Origin of the sequence: Streptomyces sp. NPDC026673 (assembly GCF_040638135.1) — a bacterium.
Lineage (GTDB): Bacteria > Actinomycetota > Actinomycetes > Streptomycetales > Streptomycetaceae > Actinacidiphila.
In genome coordinates, this window is the sequence record NZ_JBEZXR010000153.1 from 1 (window position 1) to 6,619 (window position 6,619).

Sequence of the window (6,619 nt, forward strand, 5' to 3'; positions counted from 1 at the left end):
CACGGGCAGGTCACTCCGCACCACTGAATCCGCCGGAACGCGCGTACTCATATACCCCAGCATCCCCCCACACCCCCCAAGCTGCGAATCAAACACCCGGCCGATGACCACCGCCGCCCGCCCCCGCGGCCGCACCGACGGTGACCGGCGCCCCGAGCGGCCGCCCGGACCCGCGCCCGGACGGACCGAGGCCCGCCCCCCGCCGACGGGCGGGAAACGGGCCTCGCATCGCGCACGAAGGTCAGGCGGGCGCACCGGCGAGCTTGGGGTTCGCCCCGTACTCGTTGTCGGCGGGCTGGCCCTCGGTGCAGAAGAAGACCAGCAGGACGATGGCGCCGAGCAAGGGGACGAAGCCGATCAGGACCCACCATCCCGTGCGCCCGGTGTCGTGCAGCCGGCGGACGGCCACACCGAGCGAGGGAAGGAGCACGGCGAGCGCGTAGATCGACTGGAGCAGGGTGAAGTCGATCGCGCGTCCGATGAGCAGCAGCACGATGCTGATCACCACGTTGAAGAGGGTGAACATCCAGTATTCGGTGCGGCGCGCACGCCCGTCGAACACGGCGTACTTCTTGAGCACGTCCACGTACCAGTGCATGTGGTGCCCCCCAATGCCATGGCCGGAAACCCGCCCGATACGGCCGGGCAGGCGGAATGTACGATTTTGTAGTGCGCAGGTCAAGACAAGCCGCGGTAAAAGCCTCGATTCACTTCACATGCCCCGGGACGTAGCGACCTTGATGGGGGGTCCGCAGCCATACCCGGCCGCGTTCGGGGTAGACGCGGGCCGAACGGTCGGACCCGCCGGCCGGCTGCACACCACCGCGGAGGTCCTCCGATGTCCCCCGAGCCCCGACCGGGTCGGCCCACGACGTCCATGACGTTCGACCAGATGCTGGAGCGGGTGCGGTACGACGGCGTCCACCCCACCCGGGAGCGGGCCGAGGAAGCCGTGCGCGCGGTGCTCGCCGCACTGGGCCGCCGACTCTTCGGCGACGAGCGCGTGGCGCTGGCCGCGTGCCTGCCCGTCGAGGCGGCCCTCGTCTTCACCGCCGAGATCCCGGACATCCGGCCCCTCGCCTGCACCGCCTTCGTCGACGACCTGGCCGCCCGCACCGGCGGCACCATCGCCACCGCGCGGTGGGACGCCTGCACCGTGCTCGCCGTCGTCGCCCGGCTCGCGGGACACGACCTGATCACGCGCGTCCTCGACCAGCTCCCCGGCGGATACGCGCCTTTGTTCGGCCGCGCCGATCTCGTCGAGGCCGCCTGAGGGTTGGGGACGTCCCGGGTCTCACCGCTCCCGCGGAGAGGTGTACGCGCCCGTCGGGTCCTGGTCCGGGGCGCGCCGCGCCCCACCGGATGCCACGATCCTCGACGTGGCCCGCGCCGTACGGCGGCGGCGCCGGGTCAGCAGCCGGGCGACGGCCAGCGCGGCCACGGCCGCGGCGGCGAGCACGGGAAGCGCGACCAGCCCGGCCCGGTGGAGCAGTTCCGTCGCGGCGGCACCCGCGAAGTAGCCGAGGACCACGTTGCCGACACCCCAGACCAGCGACGCGGCACTGCTGTAGGCGACGAATCGCCGGTACGGCATGCGGGAGACACCCGCGACGAAGGGCAGGAAGGTACGGACGAATCCGATGAACCGTCCGGTGAACACCGCCGCCCCACCGTGGCGGATCAGGAAGTTCTGCGCCCGCCCGATACGGCTGTCGGGCCGGATGCGGTGCAGCCAGGTACCCGGATGCCGTTCGCAGTGCCGGCCCAGCGCGTAGCCGAGGTTGTCGCCGGCGATGCCGCCGGTGACGACGGCGGCGGCGAGGATCAGGGGATTCAGGTCCCCCCGGCCCGCGATCGCGGACGCCAGGAGGATGACCGTCTCGCCGGGCAGCAGCAGGCCGACGAACGCGCTGGTCTCCCCCGCCGTCACGGCGAACACGACGACGTACGACCACCATCCGGCCGCTTCGATCAGGCCGTCCAGATGCATGGCCGTCAGCCCGCCCGCCGCAGCGGCACGGCATCGGGCGCGGCCCATGGCTCCGCCACGCCGTCACGGGAGGGGGATGGCAGGCCGGCCCCGCGGCGTCGCGCGCGCGCCCCGTGGGCGAGAGGTCCCGCCGTGAACCAGGCGAGCACCGGCACCCCCACGGCCAGCAGCGCGCCGACCCCGGGCTGCTCCGCGGTCACCACCGCGGACGTGACCGACGCCAGGGCGATCGCCGTCGCGAGGAGCCGGGCCCACGCGGCCGGCACGGCGGCGGCGACCGCCGGCACCAGCAGCAGGTACCAGCTCGCCCACGCACCGGGCAGCGCGAGGTAGTCCGCCAGGTAGTCACGGGCGAGCGGCGCCCCGCGCACCGGCACACCCACCATCGAGACGGTCACGGCCAGGCCGGCCGCGGTGGACAGCAGCAGGGCGATGGCGATGCGCACGTAGACCGCGGGGTGCCGGCGGGCCAGCCAGAACAGGGCCACCGCCATCAGGGGCCAGGGAGCGCCGGCGTGGATCCACTCGAGTACGTGCGTCGCGTCCTGCCCCAGCACCGCCCAACCGTCTCTCGGGGATGGGTTCACGACGGCCTCCTGATCAGCCGGATGCGCGTCGCTGCGGCGGCGCTTCGACATCGTCTTCCGAACAGGGAAACCGGACCAAGCTCTCCGGTTATTTCCGTCGTGACGCACATAACACGGTGGAGACCGGCGGTGAAGGCACCACGGCGGGCGGCGCCGCGACGGCGGGGACCCGCGGGCGCGACGGAGCGGGCCCCGGTCGACTGCCGCACGCCGCCGTCAGTCGCCTTCCCGGATGTCACGACCCGGCGCCTTCAACCCCTTCGCCTCGGCGTTCCCCAGCAGGGCCCGTTGCGTCTGCAGGGGGGTCGGCGCGGCCGGCAGCGGACCGGCGTGGCCCGGCCGGCAGGCCTCCAGCAGAAACGCGACCAGACGCCGCCAGGCATGCGGGGCGGCGTCCCGGGTCACCTCGATCACGCCGGCGTTGGCCATCAGGAACAGGAGAATGTCCTCCGGAACGAAGTCCTCGCGCAGGGCCCCGGCCTCCTGGGCCCGCCGGACGAGTTCGGACACGGCGCGGTTCTGGCGCTCGCAGGAGGTCGCCGCCACCTGCGAGGTCGGCAGTCGCAGGACGAGGAGGTCACCCAGTCCCCGGTCGGCCGCCATGGCGGCGCACAGCCGCTCGACGAAGGTGCTGAACCCCACCCAGGCGTCCTCGCAGCGCAGGGCCTCTTCGGCGATCGCCCCGACTGTCGTCAGCTCTTCGGCGAAAGCGGCCTCGACCAGTTCCTCGCGCGTGGGGAACCGCCGGTACAGCGTGCCCGCCCCGACGCCGGCGCGCTCCGCGACCTCGTCCAACGGCGCGTCCAGTCCCCGCTCCTCGAAGATCTGGCGGGCGGCCTGCACGATCCGCTGCCTGTTGCGCACGGCATCCGCCCGCAGTCCCCGCTCGGCGGTTCGAGGGCTCTCCGTCGCTGCCATGCGCCCAGCCTACCAACCGGAGAGCCGTCTCCGATTGGATCGCGGACCGGACCGCGCCGGCTGCCCGTCGCCGGCCCGCTCCCGGCCATCCCCCGGGGGGGGGCGGTCGGCGCTGGTGGATCTCGACGAGCCGCGGGACCCTCCGCGCAGTGCGTCCGCAGGTCGCAGCCGTGCGCGAGGTCCAGGACGCCGCCGCCGGCGATGTCCGGGTAGTCGCCCTCGGGGACGCCGAGGAGTTGAACTCCTGCAGCGCACGGTACTTGGTGTGGTCGCGGACCACGAAGGTCACGGGGACCCGGTAGCGGGCCGCGGTCCAGAGCGCCGACGTCGTGTACCGCATGACCCCGTCGCCGATCAGGGCGGCGACGGGGAGTGGAAGTGCCGCAGGGAATCGGCACATCGATGTCATGGCGGCCGCGCTCTTCGCCATCCGGTCGCGGCGCCGGAATACGGACAGCACGAAAAGGCGAATTCCGCCCCGCACCATCGAATGCCGGAAGGTCCTCTCCCGCACACCAGAACCGCCGCCGGTGAATTCCCTTCGACGATAAGCAGAGGCCGCCGGCCGTGCATCGCGGCCACCTCGGCAACAGGTAGTTGTCACGTCAAGTACATCGCCAAAGCCCTGTCCTGTCAAGCCCGATCGAGACCCTTCCCCTGGGACTAGGGAGACGGAACACGTCGGACGCCACCTCAGATCGCCTGCGACGCGCGGACGGAAATTCCGCTCCCCGGCGAATCCCCTTCACCATGCGGCGGTTCGCCCGGCATTCCGGATCCTGTGACCTTCCCCACCTCACGCCGGTGGAATACGCGGAACAGAACCTCCAGTTGTTGGGATTCGTTCGATCACAACCCAGCCGGAGGCAGGAATGAATGGCCCACTCTCCTCGTCGGACCGCAGCGCGACCGAAAGGGACGGCGCCCGGATCGTCGTACCACTGTGGCGGGCCCCGCTCGCGGGACACGGCACCGTCGCCGAGCCGCATCCGTTCACCAAGGGTGACCGCCAGGGATTCCGGGGCCGGCGATGAGCGCCATCACGCCCTACACCCACCGCGCCCGCCACCTGGCGTACGACGCCGTCTCCTGCCGTTCGTCGCACACCCCGCGGCCGGGTTTCGCCGGGTCCGTCGCCCGGAGCGGCATCGTCGTGGCCGCCGTCATCGGCTACTTCGGCGTCCGCGGGCTGACCGACAGTTCCCAGGCCGCGGCGCTGCGGAACGCGGCCTGGATCCAGGCCGCCGAGCGGAGCCTGCACCTGGACTGGGAATCCCCGCTGCAGGGCCTGGTCGTCGACGACCACACCGTCACGCGGATCCTCAACTGGGTCTACATCTTCGGCCACTGGCCGGTCATCGCACTCACCCTGCTCTGGCTGCTCTCCCGGCACCCGGAGGTGTACACGAGGGCGGCCGGCGCGATGCTGTTCTCGGGCGCGGCGGGACTCGTCGTGTTCGCCGCGTTCCCGGTGGCGCCGCCCCGGCTGGCCGCGTCGGGAATGACGGACACCGTCACCCAGCAGTCCCACGCCTACCGGGTGCTGCAGCCACCCGCCTTCACCAACCAGTACGCGGCGATGCCGAGCCTGCACGTCGGCTGGAACCTTCTCATGACGCTGGCCATCCTGGCCGCCACACGGAAGGTCTGGCTCCGCGTCCTCGCCGTCGCGCTCACGGTGTCCATGGACGCCACCGTCGTCCTGACCGCCAACCACTACGTGCTGGACGCCCTCGCGGGCGCGGTCCTGGCCCACCTCGGCTGGTACGCGGCCCGGCACCTCCGGCCCCGGGCCCGACACGGGGCGATCGCCGCGTCAGGCCCACGGACATGAACCGGCCCGTCCGGGGCGGACCGGGGACCTCACGGCACGCGCGCGGTCCACTCCGGGGAGCCGAACTTCGCGGCGACGAGTTCCTCGGCGCGAGCGAGCTCCTCGTCCGTGATGCCGCCGTCGGTGAGGCCGTAACGCGAACGGAAGGACTCGATCATGCGGTCGATGACCGCCTCACGCGGGAGCCCGGTCTGGCGGCGCAGCGGGTCGACGCGCTTCTTCGCGCTGCGGGTCCCCTTGTCGGACATCTTCTCGCGGCCGATGCGCAGCACTTGAAGCATCTTGTCGGCGTCGATGTCGTAGGACATCGTCACGTGGTGGAGGACCGCCCCCACCCCGCCGTCGGGCGCGATCATCCGCTTCTGCGCGGCGCCGGCGATCTTGCCGGCTTCGGTGGCGATGTCGTTGAGGGGCTGGTACCAGGCCTTGATGCCCATGTCGCCGAGGGCGTCCAGCACCCAGTCGTCGAGGTATGCGTAGGAGTCGGCGAACGACAGCCCCGACACCAGGGAGGCCGGCACCGAAAGGGAGTACGTGATGGTGTTCCCGGGCTCCACGAACATCGCCCCGCCGCCGGAGATGCGCCGCACGACGGTCATGCCGTGGCGCGCGGCGTTCTCGGCGTCGACCTCGTTGACCAGCGACTGGAAGCTGCCGATGACCACCGCGGGGGCGCCCCACTCCCAGACGCGCAGGGTCGGCGGGCGGCGGCCGGCCGCGACCTCGGCGGTGAGGACCTCGTCCAGCGCCATGTGCAGCGCCGGGGACTGCGGTGCGGTGTGGATCAGCTGCCAGTCGTAATCGGTCCAGTCCGTGGCCTGGGCGAGGGCCCGGCGTACGGCGACGGCAATCCCTTCGGCCGTCAGGCCGTACATGACCGTCCCCTCGGGCAGGGCCGCCTCGATCCGTGCCGTGAGGCCGGCCGCGTCGGTGTCGGCCGGCGCCCCCTCCAGGGCCCGGTCGATGGCGGCGATCGCCTCGTCCGGTTCTAGGAAGAAGTCGCCTGCGACGCGAACATTGCGGAGCGTCCCGTCGTGGTCGTCGAGGTCCACGACCACGAGCTTCCCACCGGGCACCTTGTACTCACCGTGCATGCCGATCACAACGCGCCCCGGCCCCCTCTTTACTCCCCCGGCCTTCGCTCCGGCGTGACCCGGTTGTCGCGTGCGGGTGCGTTGTGGTTGCGGTGGGGGGATTCCCCGCCCTCCCGCCCGATTGCCCGGCGCGGTCAGGCACCGCGCCGCTGCGTGTGTGGTGGGCCGGGGTCGGGGCCTCCGGGGCTGGGCATTC

General features: G+C 72.1%; 7 protein-coding genes and 1 pseudogene. 2 read left to right on the top strand and 6 right to left on the bottom strand.

Annotated features, from left to right (window positions below; translation table 11 throughout):
• Positions 1–241 precede the first annotated feature (241 nt).
• The gene (locus AB0F62_RS42150; protein WP_361812041.1) at positions 242–598 is read right to left on the bottom strand and encodes a DUF805 domain-containing protein; all 357 of its coding nucleotides are present in this window, start codon (positions 596–598) and stop codon (positions 242–244) included.
• 279 nt (positions 599–877) lie between these two features.
• Between AB0F62_RS42150 and AB0F62_RS42155 the strand changes: the two genes are divergently transcribed.
• Positions 878–1,273 carry a DUF2267 domain-containing protein gene (locus AB0F62_RS42155; RefSeq protein WP_361812043.1) on the top strand — a complete coding sequence of 132 codons (396 nt, stop codon included), beginning with the start codon at positions 878–880 and terminating at the stop codon, positions 1,271–1,273.
• 21 nt (positions 1,274–1,294) lie between these two features.
• Here AB0F62_RS42155 and AB0F62_RS42160 read toward each other — a convergent pair whose 3' ends face one another.
• From AB0F62_RS42160 to AB0F62_RS42175, 4 genes and pseudogenes are all read right to left on the bottom strand, one after another.
• Positions 1,295–1,990 carry a DedA family protein gene (locus tag AB0F62_RS42160; protein ID WP_361812046.1) on the bottom strand — a complete coding sequence of 232 codons (696 nt, stop codon included), beginning with the start codon at positions 1,988–1,990 and terminating at the stop codon, positions 1,295–1,297.
• A 5-nt stretch (positions 1,991–1,995) separates the two neighbouring features.
• Complete coding sequence (locus AB0F62_RS42165) at positions 1,996–2,577, bottom strand: hypothetical protein (protein ID WP_361812049.1); 582 nt, start codon at positions 2,575–2,577, stop codon at positions 1,996–1,998.
• 216 nt (positions 2,578–2,793) lie between these two features.
• The gene (locus tag AB0F62_RS42170) at positions 2,794–3,495 is read right to left on the bottom strand and encodes a helix-turn-helix domain-containing protein (RefSeq protein ID WP_361812052.1); all 702 of its coding nucleotides are present in this window, start codon (positions 3,493–3,495) and stop codon (positions 2,794–2,796) included.
• 235 nt (positions 3,496–3,730) lie between these two features.
• Positions 3,731–3,982: pseudogene (locus AB0F62_RS42175) on the bottom strand (thiamine pyrophosphate-dependent enzyme); the annotation flags it as partial.
• A gap of 543 nt (positions 3,983–4,525) precedes the next feature.
• Between AB0F62_RS42175 and AB0F62_RS42180 the strand changes: the two are divergent.
• On the top strand, positions 4,526–5,329 hold the full coding sequence (locus tag AB0F62_RS42180; RefSeq protein ID WP_361812055.1) for a phosphatase PAP2 family protein: 804 nt from the start codon (positions 4,526–4,528) through the stop codon (positions 5,327–5,329).
• A gap of 29 nt (positions 5,330–5,358) precedes the next feature.
• On the opposite strand, the gene AB0F62_RS42185 is transcribed toward AB0F62_RS42180, so the two are convergent.
• Positions 5,359–6,423, bottom strand: a complete 1,065-nt coding sequence (locus AB0F62_RS42185) for a biotin/lipoate A/B protein ligase family protein (RefSeq protein ID WP_361812058.1) — start codon at positions 6,421–6,423, stop codon at positions 5,359–5,361.
• Positions 6,424–6,619 lie beyond the last annotated feature (196 nt).

What these genes read in the sequence shown, in the direction of transcription:
- AB0F62_RS42170 (WP_361812052.1), bottom strand. Translation starts at nt 3,495, where the DNA reads ATGGCAGCGACGGAGAGCCCTCGAACCGCCGAGCGGGGACTGCGGGCG.
- AB0F62_RS42150 (WP_361812041.1), bottom strand. Translation starts at nt 598, where the DNA reads ATGCACTGGTACGTGGACGTGCTCAAGAAGTACGCCGTGTTCGACGGG.
- AB0F62_RS42155 (WP_361812043.1), top strand. Translation starts at nt 878, where the DNA reads ATGACGTTCGACCAGATGCTGGAGCGGGTGCGGTACGACGGCGTCCAC.
- AB0F62_RS42185 (WP_361812058.1), bottom strand. Translation starts at nt 6,423, where the DNA reads ATGCACGGTGAGTACAAGGTGCCCGGTGGGAAGCTCGTGGTCGTGGAC.
- AB0F62_RS42180 (WP_361812055.1), top strand. Translation starts at nt 4,526, where the DNA reads ATGAGCGCCATCACGCCCTACACCCACCGCGCCCGCCACCTGGCGTAC.
- AB0F62_RS42160 (WP_361812046.1), bottom strand. Translation starts at nt 1,990, where the DNA reads ATGCATCTGGACGGCCTGATCGAAGCGGCCGGATGGTGGTCGTACGTC.